The organism is Brevundimonas sp. P2_A6 (assembly GCF_056404975.1).
In genome coordinates this window covers 118,835-142,910 of the sequence record NZ_JBFUCZ010000005.1, presented here as the reverse complement: position 1 = coordinate 142,910, position 24,076 = coordinate 118,835, and the positions used below count along the sequence as shown (strand labels likewise).

Genomic DNA, 24,076 nt, shown 5'->3' with positions numbered 1-24,076 from the left:
ATTTGAATGTCGAGTTACGAGCATCCTGCCGATCTCCAGCCCTTGCGCGTGTCAGACCTCACCCAAGGTGAGCGGAACTCTGATAAGCATCGGGGACTTCTGGAGGCGAGGCTGTTTTTAGCCGGCGCAAACGGGCGGACAACGCGGTGATTGATCAGGCGACCTCCGCAAAGTCGTGGCAAACGGACCGGTACCCTGTGCGATGCCGGGGATGCGGCCAGAGCTCGACTCTGGCCTTGCGATGGACCGCATTGGGCGAAGTTAGCAAGGCATGGGATGGTGCCAGTAGGGTCCGCATCGATCTGCGCCAGCCACGCTCCTCAACTGGGCAATGCAAGGACTGCGGCTCCACTGACCTCGCAATCGGCCCCGCAGAGATCGCTTAGGAAGCTACACCGTCCCCAGTGTGGGGAGGCTAGTCAGCGTACGCCCTTGACGACGGTACCATGTCGGCTTGCGAAAGCGAGATCCTCAACCGCGGGCCTCCGCGAGCCTTAGGCCAAACACGAAACCGCACCGGGGTGCTGGCAGTCAGCGAAATGCCTGCAGCGTTTCGCGAAATGGCGCTTAGGCGAGGCGAGGAGGTCATCGTCCGCTTTTCGGTCTGTGCCATTGACTTCGTAAGGCCCTGGCCGGTCGTTGGCGGCGTCCGTTTTTAGAAACACGGTTGGCAAGTTACCTCTGGCCCGCTTTAAAAGAGCAATGAGAAAAACACAGCTCGTAGACCGTCTCGCCGCGGAGTATCCTCACTTAGGGCCCGAGGGGGCGCGGCAAGTAGTTGAGAAGATCCTGGGCAAGATCGAAACCGCCCTAGGTCAAGGCAGGAGGGTCGAACTGCGTGGCTTTGGCATATTTACCCCGCGTTTCCTTGCTGAACGTACGGCCAGAAATCCCCGGACGGGGGAGGCAGTCACTGCGGCTGCAACTACGAGCACGATGTTTCGAGCGGGGAAGCGACTCCACGAGCGGCTAAACGGGTCTGTCAGGCTTGGCTGACGGCTATGGCTTCCTCTTCAGGGATTTCGTTCAGCTTGTCCGGTTTCGGATCGGATTTGGATGACGGTTCCCGACCCGTTGCGGACATTGGTTGGTCAATATGGAGCACTCAATCGGACTGGCGAAGTTGCCAGTCTGAAACCTCAATATCGTATTCACTGAGACATTGGATCATGGCTGTCCTGCTCTGGCGCTCGCGCCTTGACCGGACGTGGCGGGTGTAAAAAACGCCAGCGGCGATCCCCACTACCGGCATTGCTACCAGAGCCACCGAAGCAGCTCCGACCGTGCCGGCGAGGGTGCTCCCGGCACCTGCGAAGGCGACAGCACCAGTTCCATATGCAGCCACAACTCCGGTTGCACTTGGGGCCAAGCCGTCTCTCACGAAATTGGAGGTGATGCCCGCATCAACCATTTCACGACAGGTGGAGACAATGGCCTCCGTTTCACCAGACGAGGGGGCAGCAAGAACCGGGTCGAACTGCCTCGGCGTCGTTGAACAGCCACCGAGCAGGGTCCCCAACAGGACGAACACTGCGACCCCAGCGCGTAAACTCATGCTTTAGTTTCCATGCAGTGACACTCGTGCCAAACGACCCTCGTATCAGCCCTGAGCCATTTTGACACGATCCTCAGAAGAAGCGGCATCACCGTGCGCAGCGCACCCTCTCAGTCCAGCTTTCGCGAATATCGGTGAACAGGCTTCCTCCCATGGCGAGGAGTGTAGCTTTCCGCCTCGGGTCGATAGCCGCGTCCGATCCGATCCGATCCGGACTTCGGCTAGGTCATCTCGCGGCGAACCAAGTCCTACCCCGAACGATCTTCTCTAAGGGTTCGAATGAGGCGGACCGCAAGACTTCGGAGAGCGGGATTTCCCAGCCGCTGCCAAACGCAGATCAGGTCCTCCAGATCAGTGTCCGCAATCGACCTGCCAGTGAAGGACCGGCCCTCCCGTAGCGGTCCTGCGCCGTCGAGCGACTTTTCGATAAGCTGAGCCATATTGCGGCAAGGTGAGACGGTGTCGGTTCCGTCGCCTTGGCAGAAGCATACCTGGGGCCATCAGCTAACTGCACTGTGCGGTTGCCCTAGGCCTTGGTCGCGATGTCCGCTTTCCGGCGAACACCGCATGACCACCTTCGACCCATTGCGGCCATTTGGCCGGTCTGCAGCCGGTTTAGCACCACAAGCCGGTGAGGCAGGACTGCGTCACATACTTTAGAAAGCGAATTTGCAACGGTGGCGTATAGGGAGTGTCACGTCAGCTAGGACTTCTCCATGTCAGACACCGGCAATGTGGCAATCGCGGGCGGTACCGGGGATCTCGGTGCCCGGATCATCAAGGCTCTTGTAGCGCGGGGCGCCACCGTAAGCGCGATTGTGCGACCGGACCTGGACGACGGAGAGAGATCTCGAACCGAGACCCTTGGGGCGCGGGTAATTCCCGCCGATCCGTTCGATCTCGATGCCGTGGCGGAAGCCTTGGCTGGTGCCGACTGCGTTGTCTCGGCACTCAACGGCGTGCGCGATGTTATTATCGACCGCCAGACGGTACTGCTCAACGCCGCGATCCGCGCGAAAGTGCCGCGCATCATTCCGTCAGACTACGCGGCCGACTTCACCAAGACCCGACCCGGTGACAACCGGAATTTCGATCTGCGCCGCGAGTTCATGGCGCTCATCGACCTCGCGCCAATCCAAGCTACGTCGATCCTGAATGGCGCTTTTATGGATATGCTTGGCGAGGAGATGCCGCTCATTCAACCGGGCATCCGCCGCGTCCTCTTCTGGCATGATCCGGATCAGAGACTGGACTTCACCACCAAGGACAATGTCGCTGCCTATGTTGCGGCCGCCGCGATGGACGAGAACACGCCGCGGTTCCTGCGCATCGCCGGGGACACTCTCAGCGCCCGCGAGCTTGCCGTGGCGATGACGGAAACGACCGCCGAACGCTACCGAACGCTGTGGGTGGGAAGCCTCGGGTCGCTCGGAGCCATGATCAAGCTCACCAAACTGATCGCTCCGGGCCAGGATGAAGCGTTTCCGCCATGGCAGGGCATGCAGTACATGCGCGACCAGTTCAGCGGGCGCGGGAAGCTTGAGCCGCTCGATAACGCCCGTTATCCCGATCTGCTCTGGACGCCCGTGAAGGCGCTCCTGGCGGAGCGCTTCTCTTAGGCGGCGCCAGAACGATATTTTTGAAACGCATACCGAGGGCAGGGCGGAAAACATCAGCTGCCCACCCACGACGGCAGTTCAGAACGTCCGCTATCCGGCACGATGCCTTTGACCGCTTTCGACCCAGAGCGGACCTTGGATCATCAACGATGGAGGGCCGGTCGCGCCTCTCGGAGTTAACCTTCTCCCCTCTACATTCTTTTTACGGACATCTGCGCCTACTGGCTCATGCGCGCAGTTGCTTCACTTCTTCCCGCACTAGTTGCCTTGTTTGTCGTGTCGTGCACCGTCCCGGTCGTTCAACCGACTGGCAGTGAAGGCACACCGTCAATCGATTTGCGCCATCAGCGCCAAGAACTGCTGCTCTGTGTGCCCACGGTCGCGTCGATGGTTCTTGAGCACCAGGGCGTTCGGAGAACGCCGCGACAGCTCAAGATATTGGCGCTCGGCAATCCCGACGCTTCCGAAGAGGAAATCCACTCGATCACTCGCTACTCTGACATGATCCGAGTGTCTCGAGCGTTGGGGCGGAACTGGCATGAAAAGACGTTTCGAAACGACGATGCGGGTTTCGATCAAGGCCTTCGTCTGATCGAGGCCGAGGTGGCTTTAGGTGACCCCGTGATCGTGGATCTCTCCCTCACTCGGGATGTCGGACATACCGTGGTGGTCGTCGCCGTCGATAGGCAGAAAGCAGAGATTACGATGATCGATCCGGACCAGCCGTCACCTGGCCGCAGAGTTTTCAGCCTCACGGAGTTCCGTCAGATATGGAACGAGCTATCTTACGGAGGCGACTTTCGAGCCTTGATCGAAACCTGATGCCAGCTTTCCGCTAGTTGTTCGTCGGACGGGCCGCTTGCCGACGTCATCTGAATGACAGCTTTCGACCCTTAGCAGACGTCACTGGATTGTTGCGCTTCGTAAGCCTCGATCATGGTCCACAAAATTGGCTGATGTTCGCCCTGTCTTTCTGAGGCATTTCGGACCGAATGATACTCAGCCTCGCTCCTGATCGAGCCGCGTTTCAAAACCCGGCTTATGGTCTTGTTGAAGAGTGCACGGACGTCCGAGAGGGTTGGAAGTCCGGCGGCGAGAAGCTGTTGATCGGTCGTGACCACGCGGTCATCCGGCCAGTCGCCCGTCATTTCGAGAAGGTCGCCAACAGCAAGCGCGAGGCCCACTCTCGCCTTCGCTGGTGCCTTTTCGGCGAAACCATCAAGGATCCGAACCGGGTCGATCTCGGAGCCAACTTCGATGTCTGGCATGGCAAGCACGACCATTCGTCCAAGCCATGATCTGAGGTCGTCATAGTTGTCAGGGCTCACCAGCATCGATGCTATCGTGCCCACCTTGATGAGCGACGGCAATGTCCGCTTCCCACCAGTGGGCGTCCGTCTGCTCCCGACCCATTGCGGACACTGGTTCCGCCAATCGTGGTATTCGTGATCGTATCAACGTCTAACCAGATTGAGCCGCTCGATGCGCGTTACGTTTCATTCTTCTGAGACAAAACGCTGGGCGGCGTGCACGGGCGTTCTTGCAGCGTTGGGCCTTTCTGCGGCTCTGCTTGCCAGACCTAGTTATGCAGGACCGATAGTTGCCGTTGTGGCTTTCATCGTTGGGATCGGCGGGGCCGCCATCAAAGAAAACATGCTCGTCGGGACTGCGAACTTTTCATTGGTGTCCGTGGGTGAGCGAGACCGATTTCTTTTTCAGCATACGATGTGGTTGCTTCTCACAATCCTAGCCTTTGGAGCGGTCGCGGCTCTGATTTTCACTCGATTAGATTTCCCGATCAGGGCAGGTTTAGGCCACGCAGCGTTGATTGTCGGATCAGTTTCCACCGTGATGGGGCACAGAACCGAAGATGCTCATTTGAAACGAGTGGTGGCGACTGGCGACCGCCAAACAGGCCGGTAATCGCCCTCAGCAAACGGTCCGCTTCCCACCCCTGGGCGTCATGGGAGGGTCCGCTTTCGGGCGGCACGCAGATTGCCGCTTCCGACCCATTGCGGACTTTCAGATGGCTGACCACAATGTGCTGATGGCGGATGGATTGACAGAAAAGCGATCCGGTTGGCGAAAGCCAGTTTTGGCCGGGACGGTTGGCGTCATGCTTTTTGTAGCCGCTGTTTTTTCCCGCCTGACCAACCCACCTGCCCCGTTGATCCTTTCTATCGCTTTAGGAGGCTTAGGATTGTTGGGTGTGTGGTTCTACGTGAGGTCTGGTGCACGTGACCGTGAGGAGCGAATGACTGCGTCGCTTGACGAAGTAGCTCGGCAACGCCTTCGAAATCAAAAACCGCTGTCCATAGGTCTTGCCGTCGCTCTCATCTTGCTGATGTGCGTTCCCCTCATCATGTCCTTCTTCGCCGTGTGGCTCGACGCAGTCCTTTACAACGGCGTGATCGGGATTTGCCTGATTGGCATGGTCGCATGGTGCGTCGCTGCTGCCATCGGTCACTCTGCGCGACATACCGTTCTGGACGAGCATGAGCGCGCGCTCGCCGAAGCCAGATTTAAAGTCCGCTAACCACCCATTGGCGCCCGTCTGCTTTCGACCCTTAGTGGACCTCGCATGGCGACCAGAAGTCGTTAGCACTTGGCTTCGACAACCCGTTACTATTTAGGGATTGAGAGTCCAGGCCGATTTGGTCAAGGTCAGCAGTCGGGATGATCCTTCATCGCCCGACCAATTCCTATCCGTGATGATGCCCAGACCTGAAGGCCCTCGCCCCGCCCCGGACGAGGGCCTTCCTTTATTCGGCTGTTTAAAGTTTCGTTTGTCGGCTTCCGATATGGTCGAGGCATGACCACCAAGGTTTCAATCAACGAGCGGTCGCACCGGATTTTGGTAACAGTCCTGCCAATGCCACAAACCTATACGGTCGCTGACACGGTTTTGGACCTGATCAAGAAGCGGCCTGAACTCGGCGGTTGGGATTGGATATTCGACATCCGCAACCCCCATGAGAAGGCGACCCTAGACGAAGTCGGCCAGATCGCTGCAGCTTTCAACAGCGCCCGCAGCAAACAGAGCTTTACGATTTTCGTCAGCAATGATCCTGCTACTTACGAACGTTGCGCGATGATGGAGACAAAGTTCCTCGACCGCTGCCATCTGGTCGCCGACACTGTCCAATTGGCTGAAGCACTCTTGCCGCGACCCATGATGAGCATCTGAGTAGTCACATGAATAAAAACAGCGATAACGAAGATCGGTGGGTCGAACTACGTAATATGCGTCGACAAACGGTCTCCCCCACGCAGCCCTTGTGGGAACGAATGGCGGTTTTGGACCGCGAGGCCGTAGTGAAGGCGGCACGTCGGCATCTTGAACGGAGCAGCTGAGCGACCGTCTTCTGCCGACTTCAAACGTTTCACGCGTCCACTTGCAGCCGCGACGTCACTAGTCGCTTTGGATCCGTGGCTGTCGTTTGCAAAGTCGGCTTTTCACCCAGACGCCAATGACTGCTAGGAGCCTTCGCCAAATCGGTGTGTCGCTTGCTGAGGACCGATCTCAGGCGTCCAACAGAACGTCGGCGGATCGAGTGCAGGTCAGGGCCGCGAGTTCGGGCTCGACCGACAGCTTCTCCACCACCGCACCGTTCAGTACCATCATGAACCGGCGGCAACGCTCGCCCAGGAACTGATCCGGATCCAACCTTGTGAGGCCGGTCGTGCGTGCAAACTCCAGGTTGCCGTCCGACAGAAAGAGCAGGCGGCCCTCCGGATCTAACTGACGGCTCCAGGCGTCCAGCGTCCAAGGGTCGTTTGCGGCAAGACAGGCGATGAAGTCGAAGCCCGATGCCTTCAGCTGCGGCGCGCGGTCTACAAAGTCTGGCACGTGAGTTCCGCTGCACACTGGGGTGAAGGCTCCGGGCACGCCGATCAAGATGCCGCGACGGCCCAGGAACAGGGTCTCTGCGCTCTGACTGCTGACGAAGCCTTCGCTCAGTCGGCCCAACCGGACGGGTGGAACCCGTTCGCCCACGCGGATAGTTCTCTTCATCGATCTACGCCACTTCTACGCCCTTCCAATTTGAAGGTAAGAGAGTGGCGGCTGCGATTTCGTTAATCGTTAGTTTCGTGGCGCGAGTACCCTAAAGACCCATGCTTGTGAGCAGCCAAGCCTAAGGTCCGCTTTCCACCCGAAGCGGACCTTAGGAACGTCCGCTTCCTGGAACCGCGCTTATGAGCCCAGAACCTAGCGCCGAGACTTTATGGCGATGGCGAGGATGATGATTATGAAGGCGCAAGCGCGGATTAGATAGAATGGGCTCTGCTCTTCCCTGGGAACCGAGAAAACAAGAGTAAGCAATGGGGTCGCAGCGAGGAGCAGGAAAGCCATGGAGAAAGCAAAAAATAGACTGTCGCCCGTACGACGCCAGAACTTCAGAAAGAAGAGGCTGGCGACCGTGTACCCCATGATGGTGGCACCCATGATAGCTTCGGTCCCGTTCATCGATCAACTTCCCAAACGAAGCCATAGATAAGAACCCCCACCGCGCATAACGCCGTCAACTGACGTGCAAGCGTGAGATCCAGGTTGGGAAACACGATCATATCCAACACGACGGCGGCGTTGTTGAGCGCCAGTAGGCAGAAGCAACCCGCGCTCCACAACAGTAACGGCTGACGTGATCGAAGGTAAGATCGGATCAAAAGGGCGGCGCATGCGGAGCTAGCAGCAAGGCAGAGGAAGTAAATGACTTCCGGGGCGAATACGCTCATGCCTTCCATCTCCCAAGTTTGAATGAATCGGCGAAACCCTTCAAAGGATCAACACGCCTTGACGTTATCACGCCAATCACTGTGAACGGCCGCTCGCCATATGCGGCCTCGAGATCGTGCGCCAGCCTGTCGAGGGCCATTGAAGCCGGCTGGTAGCGATATGTATTTTCTATCGAGACGATCAGACCTGCGCGTTCCAGGTGGCCAAGACAGTCCGCTACCAAGGACGTGTTGGCCCGCAACTCACTGACCAAGCCGTCCACGGTCCACGACGTCCCCGTGTTCCGCTTTAATGCTAGGAAGGTCTCAAGCGCCCAGACCGAAGGAAGTGCTCCTTCAATGAAGGCGCGCAACTCCGGGTCAATTCCAGGCGAATTACGATCCGTCACGGTTCGAGGCCTGCGTCGTCGGAAAGCGGCATCGGGCCGAACCTGGAGAGCCCTCTGCAGGAGGCAATGTCGGAAGCTCCGGCTGCCTGCGGCTTGGACGACGCGCGGTGTCTACCCGGGCTCGGGTTCAGGCGACCCCTGCCAATGGTTTTGGAGCCGAGCACGCCGGTGTCTGGCCCCATCACTTCGCAAGTGCCTTGGGCTCTAGGAGAGGTTGGCTCCCTTCGCCCAGGACCTGTCTAAGACATTGCGCAAGCTGCGCGCGTTCGTATGGTTTATCGATTAAATTGAACTCATGCGTGGACGTCTCGACGCCTTCGCCTAGATAACCAGAAGTGAGAAGAACGCGCAATTCTGGCCGGATCTGGCGTGCTTGACGCGCCAGTTCTATGCCGTTCATCCCCCCCGGCATGACGACGTCGGAGAACAGCAGGTCGAACCGATTTTCGCCTAACAGACGGTGCAGGGCACCCTGGCCATCCGAAGCGACCTCACAGCTGTAGCCAAGGCTGACGAGCATATCGAGGCAAACGCTGAGGACTGCAGGATCGTCCTCGACAATGAGCACTCGCTCGGTGCCAGTAAGGTCTTCATTCGCCAGAGAGCTCCGTCCCTCGGTCGCGACCGGCTCCGTCGTCACCGGCAGGCGAAGCTCGAAACTCGCGCCCTTGCCGGGCTCGTTTGCGACACTCACCCTTCCGCCGGATTGAGTGACGAAGCCGAACACTTGCGATAGCCCCAGGCCGGAGCCCTTCCCAACGTCCTTGGTGGTAAAGAACGGCTCGAATATTCGCGCGGCGATCTCCGGCGGCATCCCCGGACCCGTGTCGCCGACACAAATGCGCGCAAAAGCGTCAGCACCCTCCGAGGCAGGTGGCCCGTCCGAGCGGATTGTCAGTCGGCCCCGTCCGCTCATGGCGTCGCGCGCATTGACCGCAAGGTTGAGGAGCGCAGTCTCCAGATGGGTCGGGTCGACCATGACGCGAAATGGATCGGCGGACAGCCGCGTTTCGATCTCGACGCCGTCGCCCACGGCCTGCTGAAGCAGGGGTACAAAACCAGTGATCAACTGATTGAGATCGACAACCTGAGGATTAAGAGTCTGCCGCCGGGAAAACGCCAGTAACTGGCGGGTCAGGGTCTGACCTCTCTCGGTCGCAGCGCGGATGGCCGCGAGATGTTTGATGAGGTTCGCCTGACCCTCGACGCGCCGCAGCAGGATATCGGCGTTGCCCAGCACCACCGTGAGAAGGTTGTTGAAATCGTGGGCGACACCGCCGGTCAACTGGCCGACCGCTTCCATCTTTCGCGCCTGGATTAACTGTTCTTCCAGCTGGCGACGCTCGGTGACGTCTAACAGCGTTCCATGGATGTGGCCTTCTCCACCGATCTCATCCGGAACCCACACGCCCTGGTCTAGGAAGGTGCGATAGGTGCCGTCGGCGCACTGCCACCGATACTCGCAAGCGTAGGCTCCAGTCTCCGAAGCCTTCATGAGGCAGTCCGCGACGCTGGCGACATCATCGGGGTGCAGACGGCCCAAGCCGATCTCAGGATCTTCTACAAAGCGTTCGGGCGAGAAGCCCGTCAGCGGCATGATGCTGTCGCTGACGAACAGCGCCTTGAAGGGGTGGACCGTAGCCCGCGAGGTGAAGACGACGGGAAGCGACTTCAGGATCGCGTCCTGTCGTTCTCGCGTGGCCCGCAACGCGCGTTCGGCCGCCAGCTTCTCTTCGCTGATGCGTGCATGGTCTTCGAGCAGCGCCTGGCGCTCTTCGTTCTGCTGGCGTAGCTCAAGCGTTTTGAGGTGGAGATCGGCCAGAATGGCGACCTTGGAGCGCAGGATGAAAGGATCGGCCGGCTTGAACACGACGTCCACCGCCCCGACGGAATAAGCCTGGAAGATGTGCGGCTCGTCCCGGAACACCGCCGTGACGAAGACGATAGGTGTGTCGCGAGTGCGCGGGTGTTCGCGGATCAGTCGGGCGGTTTCGTAACCGTCCATGCCGGGCATGTGGAGGTCCAGCAGTATGACAGCGAACTCCTGGACCAAGAGGATGCGCAGGGCTTCCTCGCCGGAGCGGGCCACGACCAGTTCATGGCCGAGGACTTCTAGAGCCTCTGTCGCGGCGAAGGCGTTGCGCTCGTCATCGTCGACGATCAGCACCCGCGCCTTGGGTGGACCCGACTTCCTCCTGGTGGCGCGGACCATCACACCACCGCCGGTTCGCGGGGCGCTTCGAGCGTGGATGCTGACAACCGGGTGGCATCCGTCCTTTGGATCGAAACCCGCATGACCGAGATCAGATAGTCGATGTCAACGGGCTTGGAGACGTAGTCCGAAGCGCCGGCCTGAATGCATTTGGCGCGGTCGCCCTTCATCGCCTTGGCGGTGACGGCGATGATCGGCAGATCGGCGAACTGCGCGATCGAACGGATTTCCCGCATGGTTTCGTATCCGTCCATGTCCGGCATCATGATATCGACCAGAATGATGTCGATCTCCGGATGCTGACGGAGAAGGTCGAGCCCGGCCCGGCCGCTTTCGGCGTAGTGAAGGCCGACGCCGAATTCCTCCAGTGCGCTGGCCATCGAAAAGATATTCCGGATATCGTCGTCGATCACGAGTGCGGTGCGACCCGTCAGGATCGCGTCATCCTTGCGGGTCTGGGCCAGGGTGGTGCGGGCATCCTCGGACAAGCTCTCGGTCGGTTGGTGCAACAGAAGCGTGGTCTGTTCGAGAAGCTGCTCGGACGTGCGTGCCAGCCGTGCGTAGCCAGCGAAGACCGCGAGGCGGAGGCTCCGTTCGTCCGCAGCGACAAGGTCGTCAGCCGCAAAGACGATCGCGGGTCTGTCTGCGGATTTCAGCCATCCTATGAGGGCGGGAATCGGGACGCTTGCCGCGTCCATGACCAGGCTGTCGGAGCGCCTGATCTTGAGACGACACAAGGATTTGAGCGACTCGACCCGGGTGACGGATCCAAATGCCGATTTCAGAAGGGCTAGGGGTTCCCCGCCGTTGCCGACGAAGATCAACCGGCGGTTTGGCGTCGACACAAATCGCCTCACGTCGTCCAGGCTGGCCACGACACCTTCCCGGTCGATCGGCTTTGGTGTGAACGCAAAGGCTCCGATCGCCAGGCCCAGGCCCGCCTGATCGTCTGCCGAGATGACGTGCACCGGGATATGACGGGTTTCCGGTGTCCGCTTGAGCAGGTCCAGCAGAGCCAGTCCATCCATGTCCGGCAGACCGATGTCGAGCATGATCGCATGTGGCCCGTAGCGGCGGGCCAGGGAGGCGGCTGCCACGCCCTGCTGGGTCACGACGCCTTTGAAGCCGCAGTCATGCACGAGTGCCAGCAGAATGGAGCCGAAACGCGGATCATCCTCGACGATCAGAATAACGGCATCGCCCGGGGTGATCGCGTCACGATCGTCAATGACGACTTCGACCTGTTCCATCTCCTCTTCCACCGGCGTCGCGCGAATCGTGACCGATCGACCGGGTTCGCGCGCCGAGGTTCCTGTCGCGGGGACTGCAGGGCTGAAGTTCAGCGGCAGGAAAAGTGTGAAGGTCGAGCCCTTGTCGGTCTCGCTCTCGACCTTCAGTTCGCCGCCGAGGGTGCGGGTGATTTCGCGGCTGATCGACAGACCCAGGCCCGTGCCGCCGTATTTGCGGCTGGTGGTCCCGTCAGCCTGCTGGAAGGCCTCGAAAATGATCCGCTGCTTCTCTTCGGGGATGCCGATGCCGCTGTCGTGGACCGAGAAGGCCAGGACCTGGCCCGCCTTGGTCAGATGCTCGTTGGCGGGATTCCAGCCGCTATCTACCCGCTCGACCTTCAGGCTGACGCCGCCGGCAGCGGTGAATTTGAAGGCGTTGGAGAGCAGGTTCTTGATGATCTGCTGCAGCCGCTTGTCGTCGGTGTACATCGAAGTAGGCAGGGCGGAATCCAGCTCGATGCGGAAGTCCAGCCGCTTGTCCTGGGCGATCTGGGCGAAGGTGCGCTCCATCTGGTCGCGCAACCCGGAGAAGCTGGTTTCGCTGATGTCGAGGGTGACGGTGCCTGACTCGATTTTGGACAGATCCAGAATATCGTTGATCAGGCCCAGCAGGTCCGAACCGGCGGCGTGGATGTTTTTGGCAAACTCCACCTGCTTGCCAGTCAGATTGCCTTGCGTGTTCTCGCTGAGCATTTTGGAGAGTATGAGCAGGCTGTTCAGCGGCGTGCGCAGCTCGTGGCTCATGTTTGCCAAAAACTCGGATTTGTATTTGGACGTCAGCGCCAGCTGCTCGGCCTTTTCCTCCAGCGCGAAACGGGCCTGTTCCACCTCAATGTTCTTGGCTTCCACCTGCTTGTTCTGGGCTGACAGCAGGATGGCCTTGTCCTCCAGCTCTGCGTTCGACTGTTGCAGCTCTTCCTGTTTAGCCCGGAGTAGCTCCTCGGACTGACGCAGTGATGCGGCCTGCTGTTCTAGCCGGTCATTGGTGGATTTGAGCTCGTCTTGCTGGGCCTGCAGTTCCGAGGTGAGCAATTGAGATTGAGTGAGCAGGCCTTCTGTCCGCATGTTGGCCGCAATGGTGTTCAGAACGATGCCGACGGACTCCATCAGTTGGCTCAGGAAGGATTGATGAGTCTCTGAAAACTCGCCGAAGGTCGCTAGCTCGATCACCGCTTTGACCTCGCCCTCGAACAGGGCGGGCAGCACGATAATGTTCAGCGGTGCCGCGCCGCCTAGGCCCGAGCCGATCTGGACATAGTCTTTTGGCACATTGGTCAGCAGGATGCGCTCCTTCTCCTTCGCGCATTGGCCGATCAGGCTCTCGCCGAGGCGGAAGGTCGGCGACAGCTGCTCGCGTTCCGTGGTGGCGTAGGTCGCCGCCAGCACCAGAACGGGTTCCGCCTCGATGTCGGAATCGGCGGCGTAGAAGACGGCGTGCTGCGCGTTGATCAGGGGCGCGAGTTCGGACAGCACCATGTTCGAGACAGTCGCCAGGTCGCGCTCGCCCTGCAGCATGCGGGTGAAGCGGGCGAGGTTGGTCTTCAGCCAGTCCTGCTCGGTATTCTTCAGCGTCTGGTCCTTCAGATTGCGGATCATCTCGTTGATGTTGTCCTTCAGCGCCGCGACCTCGCCCGAGGCCTCGACGGTGATGGATCGGGTCAGCTCGCCTTTGGTCACGGCGGTCGACACCTCGGCGATGGCGCGCACCTGGGTGGTCAGGTTGCCGGCAAGCTGGTTGACGTTGTCGGTCAAGTCGCGCCACAGGCCAGCTGCGCCGGGCACCCGCGCCTGTCCGCCCAGCTTGCCTTCGATGCCCACCTCACGCGCCACGTTGGTCACCTGGTCAGCGAAGATGGCCAGGGTCTCGATCATGCCGTTGATCGTATCGGCCAGCGAGGCGATCTCACCTTTGGCATCCAGGGTGAGCTTGCGCTTAAGGTCACCGTTGGCCACAGCGGTCACGACCTGGGCGATACCGCGCACCTGACCGGTCAGGTTGGCGGCCATCGAGTTCACGTTGTCGGTAAGGTCCTTCCAGGCCCCGGTGACCCCGGCGACTTGCGCCTGTCCGCCCAGCTTGCCCTCGGTACCCACTTCGCGCGCCATACGGGTCACTTCAGACGCGAAGGCGTTAAGCTGGTCCACCATGGTGTTGATGGTGTCTTTCAGCTCTAGGATCTCCCCCTTCACGTCGACGGTGATCTTCTTGGACAGGTCGCCCTTGGCCACGGCGGTGGTGACTTCGGCGATGTTCCGCACCTGGCCGGTTAGGTTTCCGGCCATGAAGTTCACGTTGTCGGTCAGGTCCTTCCAGGTGCCGGCGACGCCGCGCACATTGGCCTGACCTCCCAGCTTGCCTTCGGTGCCGACCTCGCGCGCCACCCGCGACACCTCGGAGGCGAAGGAATTGAGCTGGTCCACCATGACGTTGATGGTAGATTTGAGTTCCAGAATCTCGCCCTTCACATCCACGGTGATCTTCTTGGACAGGTCGCCGTTGGCCACTGCGGTCGTCACTTCGGCGATGTTGCGCACCTGACCCGTCAGGTTGTCGGCCATCAGATTGACGTTGTCGGTCAGGTCTTTCCAGGTCCCGGTCACACCCTCAACTCGCGCCTGACCGCCCAGCTTGCCGTCCGTTCCCACTTCCTTGGCCACGCGGGTCACTTCCGAAGCGAAGGCGTTCAGCTGGTCCACCATGACGTTGATGGTGTCCTTCAGCTCCAGCACCTCGCCCTTCACATCCACGGTGATCTTCTTGGACAGGTCGCCGTTGGCCACGGCGGTGGTCACCTCGGCGATGTTACGCACCTGACCGGTCAAGTTGGCGGCCATGAAGTTCACGTTATCGGTCAGATCCTTCCACGCGCCGCCGACGCCCTTCACGTTCGCCTGACCACCCAGCTTGCCGTCGGTGCCCACCTCACGCGCCACGCGCGACACTTCCGAGGCGAATGAGTTCAGCTGGTCCACCATCACGTTGATGGTCGATTTCAGCTCCAGGATTTCACCTTTCACGTCGACGGTGATCTTCTTCGACAAGTCGCCGTTAGCCACGGCGGTGGTAACCTCGGCGATGTTCCGGACCTGACCGGTCAGATTGTCGGCCATCAGGTTCACATTGTCCGTCAGGTCCTTCCAGGCCCCGGTGACGCCTTCCACCTGGGCTTGGCCACCAAGCTTGCCGTCGGTGCCGACTTCCTTAGCGACCCGAGTCACTTCCGATGCGAAGGCGTTAAGCTGGTCCACCATGACGTTGATGGTGTCTTTCAGCTCCAGCACCTCTCCGCGCACCTGCACAGTGATCTTCTTGGACAGATCGCCCTTCGCCACGGCAGTAGTCACCTCGGCAATGTTGCGCACCTGACCGGTCAGATTGTCAGCCATCAGGTTGACGTTATCTGTCAGGTCCTTCCAAGTGCCGCCGACGCCTTCCACCCGCGCCTGACCGCCTAGCTTGCCCTCGGTGCCGACTTCGCGGGCAACACGCGTCACTTCGGAGGCGAAGGCGTTCAGTTGGTCCACCATCGTGTTGATGGTGACCTTGAGCTCCAGGATCTCGCCCTTCACGTCGACGGTAATCTTTTTGGAGAGGTCGCCCTTGGCCACGGCGGTGGTAACTTCGGCGATGTTGCGCACCTGACTGGTCAGGTTGGCGGCCATGAAGTTCACGTTCTCGGTCAGGTCTTTCCAGGTTCCGGTCACGCCCTTCACCTGGGCCTGTCCGCCCAGCTTGCCCTCGGTGCCGACCTCGCGGGCCATCCGGGTCACTTCGGACGCGAAGGCGTTCAGCTGGTCCACCATGGTGTTGATGGTGTTCTTCAGCTCCAGCACCTCGCCTTTCACATCCACGGTGATCTTGCGCGACAAATCCCCGTTGGCCACGGCGGTAGTCACTTCGGCGATGTTCCGGACTTGGCCCGTGAGGTTCGCCGCCATGAAATTCACATTGTCGGTCAGGTCTTTCCAGGCTCCGGCCACGCCCTTCACGTTCGCCTGCCCGCCCAGTTTGCCCTCGGTCCCGACCTCGCGCGCCACGCGTGTCACTTCGGAGGCGAACGAGCCCAGCTGGCCAACCATGGTGTTCACCACCCGGCCGATCCGCAGAAACTCACCGCGCAGCGGCCGCTCCTCATTCTCCAGGTCCATGGTCTGGCTGAGGTCGCCTTTGGCGACCGCGCCGATCACTCGCGCCATCTCGGCGGTGGGATGGACCATGTCTTCGATCAGGGTGTTGACGGCATCCACGCTGGCGGCCCAGGCACCGACGGCTGCGGGCACTCGCGCTCGATTGTTGATCTTGCCCTGTCGTCCGACGACTTCGCCGAGCCGCCCGAACTCACGGCTCATTCGATCGTTGAGCTCCACGACGTCATTGAAGGCTTCCGCCAACTCGCCGTCCATTCCAGTGAGGTCGCCGGGCAAGCGGACGGAGAAGTCGCCACGACGGAATGCCCTTAGAGCCGCCAGAAGCTGACGATTATCGAGTGCCGCCTCGGGGCCCAGAGCAACCATAGCCATTTTCGAACTCCGTGCGTCTCAATCCCGTGACTGAGGTAGCGGATGCCGATCGGGGGCGTTGGTCTTAAGAACTCGCAGCTCCCCCACCTTGTCCCCCGCTAAACCGTCCCCCAGAATTCCGATCAAACCGGTAACGCAGCGCTTGGTTCCATCGCCATCAAAATTTGCTGACGGCATTCTGCCACCCTACGAGCGACTATTTGGCTGCCACCCTACGAGCGACTATTTGGCCGCTAGCGGCTGTCTCGTCACGGTCATTGGCGGCTTGGACTGGAACGCATTCGCAGTGCCACTTTTCACGGAATGGCGCTTAGGCGCAAAGCGGGGGAGGAATGTCCGATTCTGACTCGTCAAAGACGTTCGGAACGTCCGCTTTCGGGACGCCACTCTGAGACCGGCTCGACGATGGGACCCCGCGGTTGGCTGCGGTGTCGAGCCTTGAAAGCTTGTCGATGTGTGCGTCAGGACTGCATCGGGCTCATCAGCAATCAAGATCGCATGCCGGAAACCATCATGTTGGCGTACGTCTCGCCGATTTCGCGCGCGCTCTGTGGCGAGGTCTCGGGGCGGAACCAGCGATGGGTCCAGCCGACGACGCCCAGCATGCCATAGGCGACAACACGTGATGGTCCGACATCGCGCAACGTGCCGTCGGCATAGCCTTCCTCGATGATCGAGATGAAGGCGTTCTCGATCATGCGGTTCACCTGGCGCATGTCCGATGACCATTTCGAACGTGTGCCCGACACGCGACCCAGGTTCTCGCGAATGTAGATGAAGAGCAGCGGATAGTGCTCTCCATACGATTCCATGATCGCGACGATCAGGTTCCACAGCTTGTCCGGCGCTGGCAGGGTGCTGGCGGCGATGTCCGTGGCGATCTGGGAGTTCCGTTCGGCCACGGCACGCAGGACTTCGTCGAACAGCTCCTCCTTGGACGAGATGTAGTAGTAGACCGAGGCGCGATCGATGCCGAGTTCGGCCGCCACGGCGCTGATGCTGGCGCCCTGCAGACCCAGACGGTCGAACACACGGACGGCCGCTTCGGCGATCTCGCGCCGACGCCGTTTGTAGGCGTCGGAACTCTCTTCCTTTGCCGCCTTGCGACGTTTGCCGATGCCGCTGGTCTTGTCGCTGGTGGGGCTCATGCTGCGACCTGATTAGCGAGCGAGCGCCGAAAGACCAAGCGGGCCCGTTCAGCCGCGCGGTCCGCCCGCCACGAACAGAACCTGGCCAGAGACGAAGCCCGATCGCGGGTCGGCGAAGAAGGCGACGGCGTTGGCGATGTCCTCTGGCTGGCCCGGGCGGCCGGCGGGGATATCGCGCACGACGTCCGCGATCATCGCTTCGAAGGTCACGCCCAGCCGCTCGGCCACGGCGGCCGTCATCGGGGTGACGACGAAGCCCGGCGCGACGACGTTGGCGGTAATGCCCGACTTGCCCATCTCCAGAGCCAGGGTCTTCGTCAGGCCGATCAGCCCCGCCTTGGCCGCGGCGTAGTTGGCCTGGCCGTAGGCCCCTAGCGCGGCGATGCTGGCGAGGTTGACGATCCGGCCATGGCCTTGTCGGCGCATCGCCGGCTGGACCGCGCGGCACATGAGGAACGCGCCACGCAGGTTCACGTCCTGAACGACCTGCCAGTCGTCGAGCGTCATCTTGGCCAGGGTCTTCTCGCGCAGCACGCCGGCGTTGTTGACCAGAACGGCGGGAGGCCCCAGCGCGGCTTCGGCCGCTGCGACGGCGGTCTGGACCGAAGCCTCGTCGGCGACATCGACGGCCACGGCGATAGCCCGACGCCCCAGCGCCTCGATCCGCGCGACGGTGTCTGCACAAGTCGCCGGATCCAAATCCAACACCGCGATGTCGCAGCCGTCCGCGGCCAGGCGCTCGGCGATGGCGGCCCCTATGCCGCGCGCGGCTCCGGTCACCAGGGCGACACTGGAGACTTCGGTCATGACAAGCCCAGACGTTCGATGGCCATGCGCGACAGCAGGAATTTGCGGGGTCGCCCCGATGGTGTCAGCGGAACGTCCTCGGCCCGGATCGGCAGGATATGACGCGGCACCTTGAAGCGCGCCAGTCGCCCCGCGCACCAATCGATCAGCGCCTGTGGATCCAGCGCCTGCCCAGGGCGGACGACGACGAAGGCCACGCCGACCTCGCCCATGCGGTCATCCGGCACAGGCGCGACGTGGGCCTGAAGCACCGACGGATGGACCATCAGCACGTCCTCGATCTCCGAGGGCGTGACCTGCTCGCCCCCGCAGCGATAGCTTTCCTTCACGCGCCCGACCAGGCTCAGATAGCCGTCCGCATCGATTCGACCGAGGTCACCGGTGTGCAGCCAGCCTTCGGCGTCGAAGGCCTCGGCCGTGGCGTCGGGCTTGTCGTAGTAGCCAGCCGTCACGCCGGGGCCCCTGGCCATCAGTTCGCCGACCTCTCCAGCCGGCAATACCGCGCCCGACTGCGGGTCGATGACGCGATAGTCGACGATGCGGTTGCCGATGGCCGGATCGCCGGCCGGCCCGACGTCGCGCAGCCGGCCGTTGGTCGTCAAAAGCCGCGCGGTCGGGTCGTCCGGCCGGGTCACGGTCGTGGAGGCCGTGCATTCGCTCATGCCATAGCCGGTCGTGATCTCGATGCCGTCGAAGGTCGCGAGAATGCGATCCCACAGACCGGGCGGCGTGCGGCCCCCGGACGACAGCATGCCCTTCAGTGATGCCGTATCGACCGGCGTGTCGACGAGCGCATCGAGCACGGCCAGGGTCATCGTCGGGATTAGCAGGAGGTCGGTGACCTTGTGCCGCTCGACCGCCTGCAGCGTCGCGCGCGGATCGAACTTCAGGTGCGGGACGATCGCGCCGCCCACGAACAGCGACGCCAGAAGCCCTTCCACATACCCGTACACATGGTTCATCGGCAGGCTGAAGTGGATGCGACGCCCGTCCTCGAAGGCCCGGGCGTAGGCGCTGCCGAAGGCCGCCCGCAGCAGCATGTCGTGGGTCAGGACGACGCCCTTGGGCGAGCCGGTCGTGCCCGAGGTGTAAATGATGTCTGCGGGGGCGGCCGGGTCGACCTGGGGCAGCGCGCCCGCATCGCCCTCGAGGTCTTGGAACGTGGTCGCGCCGGGGCGCCCGTCGCCCTCGGCCTGGAAGACCGCGACCGTGCGCAGGTTGGGCAGAGCCGTGCCGCCTCCGTCGCTCTCCCAACCCGGGGCGATCTCGTCCAGCATGCCCAGGTAGTCGAGGTCCCGAAACCGGTCCATCGTGACCAGCATGACGGCCCGCGACTGGCGCAGCACATAGGCCAGTTCGTCCCTGCGGTTCAGGATATTGACCGGAACGGCAACGGCGCCGACCGCCGCGATCGCGAACTTCAGGGCGGCGAAGGCGGGATAGTTCGCCATCACCAGGGCCACGTTTTCGCCTGGCCGGACGCCGGCCGTGAGCAGGCCGCCGGCGACGGACGCCGCCCAGTCGGCCATCTGGCGATAGGTCCAGGTCCGGGCGTCGGTGATCAGATAGGGACGATCTGGATGCCGCCCCGCCGCGTGGACGAGCATGTCATAGAGGGTGCGCGATCGCCACGGATCGAAGCCCCGCGCCGTGGTGGCCTGACGTTCGGCGACGGGGGAAGGAAACGCGCTGGCAGGCATGATCGGATCTTGGGCGCTCTCGAAGGCCATGGTCAGGGGTTCAGGATCTCATGGTGCTTGCGATAGTCAGACCGTCCCCAGCCAAAAGCCAGAGTGGCGAGCAGCGTGGAGATCGACAAGGTTATGCCCAGCGAAAGGCCGAGCGCGGTTTCGGAATGGAAGACGTAGTCGTTGAGCAGTCCTGGCAGCAGGGGCCCCATGGTCAACCCGCCCAGGTTGGCGACGAACAGGATCAGAGCGAGGGCCTGTCCCCGGACCTGGTTGGGCAGGACCATCTGGGATGCCGCATAGCAACTGCCCGCTGGCATCGCGAGAAGAACGACCCCGACCGCGAAGACCGCGACCGTAGCGGTGGCTGAAAATCCCTGTGCCCAGATCAGCGCCCCGAAGGCGAGGGTGCCCATAATGGAGCTGAAGGTCGCGATGCGCAGCGCGGCGTCGCGGCGACCAGCCACCAAGCCGCTGTCGCTGAGGCGCCCTCCCATCAGCATGCCGAAGCTGCCGCCGAACAGGACGACCAGACCCATGACCAGGCCTGTCTGTTGCGGCGTCCAGTCGAAGGACCGCTGCAGCACGCCCGGCGACCATAGCATGAAGGCGTAGAGGGCCACGGCCTGGAACATCAGGCCAAGAGCGATCGAGGCCACGGCGACCCGTCGCTTGGCGATCTCCGTCACGGTCTCGCGGATCGTGAGGCGAGCGACGGCCCCGTCGGAAGCCACGATGGCCTTGCGGCGGGCCGGCTCTCGCAGCGTCAGGACCCAGAGGGCGACCAGGAGGCCGGGGATGCCCGTGACCAGGAAGGTCGCCCGCCACGAGGCGACCTCGCCGAAGATGGGCAGGACAAGTGTCGCGGTCTGGGTAACCAGCTGGACCACCAGTCCTCCGACCAGCAGCGCCAGGCCGGACCCCAGATAGATGCCGACGCCATACAGGCTCATGGCGGCACCCAGCTTTTCGTTGGGGAACGTATCGGAGATCATGGAGACTGCGGCGGGGGCCAGGGTCGCTTCGCCGACGCCGACGCCCATTCGGGCGAGGAACAGGCCCGGATAACCCATGGCGACCGAACAGGCGGCAGTCATCAGGCTCCAGAAAAAGACGCCCGCGGCGATGATGTTGCGACGGTTCAACCGGTCGACCAGACGTCCCGCCGGCAGGCTGACGATGGTGTAGAACAGCGAAAAGGCCAGTCCGCCCAGCAGCCCGACCTGGGTGTCCGATACCGCGAACTCGGCCTTGATCGGACCGACCAGCAGGCTGAGGATCTGCCGGTCGATGAAGGACAGGGTGTAGCAGATCGTCAGGACGGCCACCGTGTACCAGGCATAGCCAGTCGCGGGCGGGGCCCTGAACGAAGAAACCGCCGGACCTTTCGATCCGGCGGCCTGGGTCGTTTCGTTCATCAGAACTTGGCCGAGAACTGCAGGGCCACTTCACGGCCCCGCGCGATCACGCCGCGCTGTTCTCCGATCGCGCCGGGAACGCTCGCCCCGCCGGTCCGGTCCGCCGCATAGAGGATGTAGTTCTCGTCCGACAGGTTGCGGCCCAGCAGCTGCGCCGAATAGCGCCCGTCCGGTGAGGTCACGGTGACCCCCGCATTGTAGCGCCAGAAGGCGTCCTGCAGCGTGGCCGGAGCCATGGTCTCGGACGCGTAATAGCTGTCGCTGTAGAAGCCGTCGCCGGTCAGGGCCACGCCGAACCCCGCGATCTGGGTCTCGTAGGTGAAGCCGGCGCTGCCCGACCACTGGGGTGCGCGAGCAGGCGCGCGCCCCTCGAAGTCTTGCTGCAGCGTCAGCGCCGTCGCATTGACGAACGAACAGTTGGCCGGCGCCACGGCTGTTGCCCGCACCGTCCCGGTCGGGAAGGCGTAGGAATAGCACTGGCCCACGAAGTCCTTGAACTGCGCATCGACGTAGGCGATCGCACCCCGCAGTTGTAGGGCGTCCGTCGCCTGCCATGTCCCGTCGGCCTCGATCCCGCGCTGCTGGACCTCGCCGGCATTGTTGATCGTGTAGGCGATGCGCGACGGATCGTAGGTGTTCACCTGCAGATCCTCGAACCGGTAGGCGAAGGCTGCGACGTTGGCCCGGATCCGACCATCGGCGAAGATTCCCTTGGCTCCGGCCTCGAAGCCGCTGGCCGACTCCGGACTGAAGTCGATGTCACCGATCACGGTCGTCGTCTGGAACGGGCTGGTCAGTCCAAACCCTCCGGACTTGTAGCCCGTCTTGTAGGCCAGGAAGACGGTGTGGTTGCTGTCCGGACGCCAGGTGATCGTCGCTTCGGGAGAGATGTTCTCATCTTCGAAGCGGCCCTGGATCTCGCCGACGTTCGACGATCCAGCATACGTCGTGTTCTGGGTGGCGAAGGTGCCGATGCCGTAGAGGTTGCGCTTGGCGAAGTCCTTCTGTTCGCGCGTCCACCGCACACCGCCCGCGATCTCGATCGTGTCGGTCAGGTCATAGACCAGCTGGCCGAAGACCGACTGGGTCTCGCCGCTCTGCTTGGCGTAGTCCTCATAGGTCGAGAACCTGCCGGACGCGGCCTGGTAGTTGCTGTCCCGCAGCTTGGTGTCGTTCGTCGTGAACAGATCGGTGACCTGATAGAAGGCCCCCAGCATGAAGTTCAGAGGTCCGGCGTAATCGCTGGTCAGCCGGAATTCCTGGCTGATCTCCTGGTTGGTCTGCCGATTGTAGAAGGCCAACTGCGAATAGGTCGTCTGGTCCAGGCCGGACAGGAATTCGTACTGCGTGGAATCATAGCCCGTGGTCGACGACAGGTTCAGCGATTCGGTCAGCGCCCAGTCGAAGTCCAGCACCCCGGTGAACACGTCCAGCTCGCCATAGGCTTTGTTGTTGCCGCGATACCCGCGCATCGTGCGCGCGATCGCGTCGGGCAGGTCGCCGCTGGTCGTGCGGTTGTCGGCCACGCAGTCCGCGAATGGGTCGGCGATGCCGTAGACACGCGGGTTGGAGCCCCCGGAGCAGGATCCGATGTTCTGGGTCGCGACGCCGGGGCCTGCATCCTCGTTGTGGCCCATGAACAGCTTCAGTCGCCCGGTGATCGTCGGGGCGATCTCGGCCGTGAGGGTCAGGCGGCCGAGGACTTCCTCGTCACCGGGGCGGCTGTCGGAAACGCCGGGCAGGGTGGCGGCCCCGGCAGGCGCGCCCGTGATCGCCGAGTAGAAGGGGTTGGCGATCGGCTGGGCGGTGTTGGTCAGCCAGCCGTCGAGGTTGCGATAGCGCAGGGCAAGACGGGCATTCAGCCCCTCCGCCAGCGGCCCCGAAACATAGCCATCGATCGTGGCCTCGTCGCCTTCGAACTCATACCCGGCGCGGAAACCCGCCTCGAACTGGTCGGTCGGGTCGGCAGACTTGATCGAGATGACGCCTGCAGGGCTGTTCTTGCCGAAAAAGAGGGCCTGCGGGCCTTTTAGGACCTCGACCTGTTGCAGGTCGAAGAAGCCCATCTGGGTGATCCGGCCGTCGCTGGTCTGGACGCCATCGATGGCGACCGAAACGGCCTGTTCAAAACCGGTCTGATTGGCAGGGGAACTGATGCCGCGAATGGCGATCGAACCGCCCCCGTTGGACTTGTAAGATCCGACGACGACGGTCGGTGTCAGTTCTCCGATCCGCGACAGATCGTCGGCCCGGTTCCGCTCCAGCGTTTCGGCCGTGACCACATTCACGACCACGGGAACACTGATCAGGGTTTCCGATCGACGTCGGGCGGTGACCACGATGTCATCGACCGAGGACGTATCTTCCTGCGCCGTGCCGCTTTGTGCCCCGGCCGACTGCGCGAAGGCAGGTCCTGACGCGACCATCAGCAAGGCTGCGGCGCTACCCGCCATCAACAGCGATTTCGTAGATGCAGTCATGGCTCTCCCCTGACTTTCCAATCCCTGTCGCCTTCCGCTCGTCTGATGCGAGTCCTTGCGACAGGCTCAGGAAGACCGTTGCCGTACGATCTGTCAATACCAGTGTTGACAGAAATCAACGACAACGTTGATAGTATGTCGCAGGGGCACAGAATGGTCGTATGTTGCGACCTCGACCCCGGCAGCGGCCGTCAGAGTCGTGCAGATGGGAGT

At 62.0% G+C, this 24,076-nt stretch carries 17 protein-coding genes; 5 read left to right on the top strand and 12 right to left on the bottom strand.

Features of this window, described 5'->3' with window-relative positions:
- Window positions 1–702: 702 nt before the first annotated feature.
- The 3 genes from AC1DW4_RS12915 to AC1DW4_RS12905 all read left to right on the top strand — a co-directional run bounded on the left by AC1DW4_RS12915 (window position 703) and on the right by AC1DW4_RS12905 (window position 3,996).
- Entirely contained in the window at window positions 703–996 is a 294-nt protein-coding gene (locus AC1DW4_RS12915) for an HU family DNA-binding protein (protein WP_477017672.1), read from the top strand.
- A gap of 1,275 nt (window positions 997–2,271) precedes the next feature.
- On the top strand, window positions 2,272–3,174 hold the full coding sequence (locus tag AC1DW4_RS12910; RefSeq protein ID WP_477017671.1) for an NmrA family NAD(P)-binding protein: 903 nt from the start codon (window positions 2,272–2,274) through the stop codon (window positions 3,172–3,174).
- Between the two features lie 228 nt (window positions 3,175–3,402).
- Entirely contained in the window at window positions 3,403–3,996 is a 594-nt protein-coding gene (locus tag AC1DW4_RS12905) for a C39 family peptidase (protein ID WP_477017670.1), read from the top strand.
- 71 nt (window positions 3,997–4,067) lie between these two features.
- On the opposite strand, the gene AC1DW4_RS12900 is transcribed toward AC1DW4_RS12905, so the two are convergent.
- Window positions 4,068–4,544: a hypothetical protein gene (locus tag AC1DW4_RS12900; protein ID WP_477017669.1), complete on the bottom strand. Its 477-nt coding sequence runs from the start codon at window positions 4,542–4,544 to the stop codon at window positions 4,068–4,070.
- A gap of 656 nt (window positions 4,545–5,200) precedes the next feature.
- Here AC1DW4_RS12900 and AC1DW4_RS12895 point away from each other — a divergent pair.
- Complete coding sequence (locus AC1DW4_RS12895; protein WP_477017668.1) at window positions 5,201–5,710, top strand: hypothetical protein; 510 nt, start codon at window positions 5,201–5,203, stop codon at window positions 5,708–5,710.
- Between the two features lie 276 nt (window positions 5,711–5,986).
- Entirely contained in the window at window positions 5,987–6,361 is a 375-nt protein-coding gene (locus AC1DW4_RS12890; RefSeq protein WP_477017667.1) for a hypothetical protein, read from the top strand.
- Window positions 6,362–6,697: 336 nt separating this feature from the next.
- On the opposite strand, the gene AC1DW4_RS12885 is transcribed toward AC1DW4_RS12890, so the two are convergent.
- The 11 genes from AC1DW4_RS12885 to AC1DW4_RS12835 form a co-directional block, all read right to left on the bottom strand.
- Window positions 6,698–7,189, bottom strand: a complete 492-nt coding sequence (locus AC1DW4_RS12885) for a peroxiredoxin family protein (protein WP_477017666.1) — start codon at window positions 7,187–7,189, stop codon at window positions 6,698–6,700.
- 195 nt (window positions 7,190–7,384) lie between these two features.
- Entirely contained in the window at window positions 7,385–7,621 is a 237-nt protein-coding gene (locus AC1DW4_RS12880; RefSeq protein WP_477017665.1) for a DUF5985 family protein, read from the bottom strand.
- Between the two features lie 17 nt (window positions 7,622–7,638).
- A complete protein-coding gene (locus AC1DW4_RS12875; RefSeq protein ID WP_477017664.1) occupies window positions 7,639–7,911 on the bottom strand; it encodes a DUF5985 family protein in 273 nt (90 codons plus the stop codon).
- A complete protein-coding gene (locus tag AC1DW4_RS12870; protein WP_477017663.1) occupies window positions 7,908–8,300 on the bottom strand; it encodes a hypothetical protein in 393 nt (130 codons plus the stop codon). Before AC1DW4_RS12870 ends, AC1DW4_RS12875 begins: the two co-directional genes overlap by 4 nt.
- A 181-nt stretch (window positions 8,301–8,481) precedes the next feature.
- Entirely contained in the window at window positions 8,482–10,467 is a 1,986-nt protein-coding gene (locus AC1DW4_RS12865; protein ID WP_477017662.1) for a response regulator, read from the bottom strand.
- Window positions 10,468–10,511: 44 nt separating this feature from the next.
- On the bottom strand, window positions 10,512–16,322 hold the full coding sequence (locus tag AC1DW4_RS12860) for a HAMP domain-containing protein (protein ID WP_477017661.1): 5,811 nt from the start codon (window positions 16,320–16,322) through the stop codon (window positions 10,512–10,514).
- A gap of 488 nt (window positions 16,323–16,810) precedes the next feature.
- Entirely contained in the window at window positions 16,811–17,470 is a 660-nt protein-coding gene (locus AC1DW4_RS12855) for a TetR/AcrR family transcriptional regulator (RefSeq protein ID WP_477017660.1), read from the bottom strand.
- Window positions 17,471–17,518: 48 nt separating this feature from the next.
- Window positions 17,519–18,277: a 3-oxoacyl-ACP reductase FabG gene (fabG, locus tag AC1DW4_RS12850; protein WP_477017659.1), complete on the bottom strand. Its 759-nt coding sequence runs from the start codon at window positions 18,275–18,277 to the stop codon at window positions 17,519–17,521.
- Complete coding sequence (locus AC1DW4_RS12845) at window positions 18,274–19,977, bottom strand: class I adenylate-forming enzyme family protein (RefSeq protein ID WP_477017658.1); 1,704 nt, start codon at window positions 19,975–19,977, stop codon at window positions 18,274–18,276. The genes fabG and AC1DW4_RS12845 overlap by 4 nt, the downstream gene beginning before the upstream one ends.
- Before the next feature lie 32 nt (window positions 19,978–20,009).
- On the bottom strand, window positions 20,010–21,383 hold the full coding sequence (locus AC1DW4_RS12840; protein ID WP_477017657.1) for a spinster family MFS transporter: 1,374 nt from the start codon (window positions 21,381–21,383) through the stop codon (window positions 20,010–20,012).
- The gene (locus AC1DW4_RS12835; RefSeq protein WP_477017656.1) at window positions 21,383–23,863 is read right to left on the bottom strand and encodes a TonB-dependent receptor; all 2,481 of its coding nucleotides are present in this window, start codon (window positions 23,861–23,863) and stop codon (window positions 21,383–21,385) included. The genes AC1DW4_RS12840 and AC1DW4_RS12835 overlap by 1 nt, the downstream gene beginning before the upstream one ends.
- Window positions 23,864–24,076: the final 213 nt, after the last annotated feature.

Excerpts from the sequence above, each read along its gene's own strand:
- AC1DW4_RS12915 (WP_477017672.1), top strand. The coding sequence starts at position 703 with ATGAGAAAAACACAGCTCGTAGACCGTCTCGCCGCGGAGTATCCTCAC.
- AC1DW4_RS12910 (WP_477017671.1), top strand. The coding sequence starts at position 2,272 with ATGTCAGACACCGGCAATGTGGCAATCGCGGGCGGTACCGGGGATCTC.
- AC1DW4_RS12905 (WP_477017670.1), top strand. The coding sequence starts at position 3,403 with ATGCGCGCAGTTGCTTCACTTCTTCCCGCACTAGTTGCCTTGTTTGTC.
- AC1DW4_RS12895 (WP_477017668.1), top strand. The coding sequence starts at position 5,201 with ATGGCTGACCACAATGTGCTGATGGCGGATGGATTGACAGAAAAGCGA.
- AC1DW4_RS12890 (WP_477017667.1), top strand. The coding sequence starts at position 5,987 with ATGACCACCAAGGTTTCAATCAACGAGCGGTCGCACCGGATTTTGGTA.
- AC1DW4_RS12885 (WP_477017666.1), bottom strand. The coding sequence starts at position 7,189 with ATGAAGAGAACTATCCGCGTGGGCGAACGGGTTCCACCCGTCCGGTTG.
- AC1DW4_RS12880 (WP_477017665.1), bottom strand. The coding sequence starts at position 7,621 with ATGGGTGCCACCATCATGGGGTACACGGTCGCCAGCCTCTTCTTTCTG.
- AC1DW4_RS12875 (WP_477017664.1), bottom strand. The coding sequence starts at position 7,911 with ATGAGCGTATTCGCCCCGGAAGTCATTTACTTCCTCTGCCTTGCTGCT.
- AC1DW4_RS12860 (WP_477017661.1), bottom strand. The coding sequence starts at position 16,322 with ATGGCTATGGTTGCTCTGGGCCCCGAGGCGGCACTCGATAATCGTCAG.
- AC1DW4_RS12855 (WP_477017660.1), bottom strand. The coding sequence starts at position 17,470 with ATGAGCCCCACCAGCGACAAGACCAGCGGCATCGGCAAACGTCGCAAG.
- fabG (WP_477017659.1), bottom strand. The coding sequence starts at position 18,277 with ATGACCGAAGTCTCCAGTGTCGCCCTGGTGACCGGAGCCGCGCGCGGC.
- AC1DW4_RS12845 (WP_477017658.1), bottom strand. The coding sequence starts at position 19,977 with ATGCCTGCCAGCGCGTTTCCTTCCCCCGTCGCCGAACGTCAGGCCACC.
- AC1DW4_RS12840 (WP_477017657.1), bottom strand. The coding sequence starts at position 21,383 with ATGAACGAAACGACCCAGGCCGCCGGATCGAAAGGTCCGGCGGTTTCT.
- AC1DW4_RS12835 (WP_477017656.1), bottom strand. The coding sequence starts at position 23,863 with ATGACTGCATCTACGAAATCGCTGTTGATGGCGGGTAGCGCCGCAGCC.